The organism is Kluyvera sp., from assembly GCF_047971185.1.
Lineage (GTDB): Bacteria > Pseudomonadota > Gammaproteobacteria > Enterobacterales > Enterobacteriaceae > Kluyvera.
The window spans coordinates 1-2,426 of record NZ_JBKDZH010000147.1 but is presented as its reverse complement, the minus strand read 5'-3'; the positions used below and the strand labels follow the sequence as shown (position 1 = coordinate 2,426).

Sequence of the window (2,426 nt, the reverse complement as noted above, 5' to 3'; positions counted from 1 at the left end):
AAGCCCTCGGGACTCCTGCTTCCCGATGGAGGGAGGGCCCCTAGCCCCCCATTTTATTTTTGGAGTGGCCGAGGAGGTGCAAATTCGGCGCCCGCCAGCAGAACCATGCCTGGGGTCAACCTTCGGAAGGTTCTACGTCTGGGCTCCTGGAACGTCCGGAGTCTGTCGGAGGATCACCGACTGCTCTGTCTATCGGATGAGCTGAAGAGGCTGAGGGTGGGTATAGTGGGAGTCTCTGAGACGAGTAGGCCTGGCAATGGCGAAATCAGTAGTATGGGGTACATCTACTACTGGTCCGGCATAAGCAATGGTGCCCGTCTCAGGGGGGTAACTACAGGCATCTCCAGCAGAGTGGAGCCGTTCGTGGTGGAGGTTTCTCTGTGTGATGAGCGTATAATGCGAGTGAGGCTTAAGCACACTTTGGGCTTCATGTCTCTTATTGCAGTGTATGCTCCTACCAAGCTGTGTGAAACTGAAGAGAAGGAGGCGTTCTACGCCAAACTCAACTCAGTATTAGACCAGTGCCCCCATCGGGACACACTCATTGTCTTGGGCGACTTTAATGCTACTACTGGCACTGAGAGAGCTGGCTATGAGTTATATGTTGGTCCTCACGGCTCTGGCACCAGGAACACCAACAGTTCTCTCCTGAATTTTGCAAGATCCAGAAGGTTGAGAATTGCAGGTTCTTGGTATCAGAGACCAGAGCTGCACCGCTGGACATGGTATAGCAATGCTGGAGAGGTAGCTAAAGAGATCGACCACATCCTCGTAAGTACTCGTTGGAGGATCCTCCAGAACTGCAGGGTTTTCCGGAGTGCTGAGTTCTTTGCAACTGATCATAGGCTTGTCGTTGCTACACTCAAGCTACATGTCAGGTCAAGAAGAATCTCAAGCTTGTTTACTGTCCTGTTTAATTTGTTTTTTCTTTTACTTGAACTTGTTTCTCCTCTACATCATTTATTTTCTTATTTTTAACTCATCTTCACTTTTCTTATGTTATTTCATACTGTTTTCTCTTTTACTTCATCTTTTTTTCAATTTTGGCTTGTTTTCTCTTTTACTTCATTTTGTTTCCTCTTCTACTTCATCATGTCTTTTCTACTTCCTCCTGTTGTCTCCTACTTCATATGGTTTTCTCATCTGCTGCATCTGGTTTTCTCTTGTACTTCATTCTGTTTTCTCCTCTACCTCTTCTTGTTTTCTCTTCTACATCATCCTGTTTTCTCCTCTGCTTTCTGGTTTTCTCTTCTACTTCTGGTTTTCTCTTCTACCCCATCTTGTTTTCTCTTCTACCTCATCATGTTTTCTCATCTACTTCATTTTGCTTTCTTGTTTGCTTCATCTGGTTTTCTCCTCTACTTTGTTGTTTTGTTTTCTACTTCATCAGTTTTAAGTTCTACCTCACCTTGGTTTCTCTTCCATTTCATCTTGTTATCTCCTCTACTTCATCTTGTTTTCTCCTCTACCTCATCTTGTCTCCTACATCATCTGGTTTTCTCTTCTACTTCATCTGATTTTCTCTTTTACTTTATCTTTTGTCTTCTTCATCTGGTTTTCTCTTCTGCTTCATCTTTTTTTCTCTTCTACTTCATCTGGTTTTCCTATCTGGTTTTCTCCTGCTACATCTGTTGTTTCTTCCACTTCATCTTGCGTTTTTTTCTACTGTACTTTATCTGGTTTTCTCCTGTACTTCATCTTGTTTTCTCTTTACTTCATCTGATTTTGTCTGGTTTTCTCCTCTGCTTCATCATGTTTTCTCTTCTACTTCATTTGGTGTCTTCCTTTGGTTTCCTCTTCTACTTCATGTTGTTTTCTCTTCCACCTCATCTTGTTATCTCTTTTACATCATCTTGCTTTCTCCTCCTGTTTTTTCTTCTACTTCATCTTGTTTTCTCTTCTACTTCATGTTGTTTTCTCCTCTACTCATCTTGTTTTTTCATTTTCCTGTTTTCTTTACACCATTTTGTTTTCTTTTCTACTTTACCTTGTTTTTTCTTCTAATTAATGTCATTTTCTCTTCCACTTCGTCTTGTTTTCTCTTTACTTCATGTCTCTTGTAATTCATCTTGTTTACTGTTTAACTTCATCTTGTTTTCTCTTCTACTTCATCTGGTTTTCTCTTCTACTTCACCTGGTTTTCTCTTCTTCATTTGGTTTTCTATTTACTTCATCTGGTTTTCTTTTCAACTTTGTCTTGATTTTTCTTCCACTTCATCTTGTTTTCTCTTATACTTCATCTTGTTTTCTCCCGTACCTCATCTTGTTTTCTCTTCTACTTTGTCTTGTTTTCTCTTCTACTTCATCTGATTTTCCTTTCTATATCTGATTTTCTCTTCTTAATCATTTTATATCCTTTATTCATTGTCTTTTCTTACTTTCATCTTGTTTGCTCTATTACTTCATCAATGTTTTTTATTCAATTT

The 2,426-nt window shown here is 40.1% G+C and carries 1 protein-coding gene; it reads left to right on the top strand.

The annotated features are described in order from the left end of the window. On the top strand, nucleotides 1–978 hold a 978-nt coding region (locus ACK5JN_RS24245; protein WP_416872476.1), incomplete at its 5' end, for an endonuclease/exonuclease/phosphatase family protein. Nucleotides 979–2,426: the final 1,448 nt, after the last annotated feature.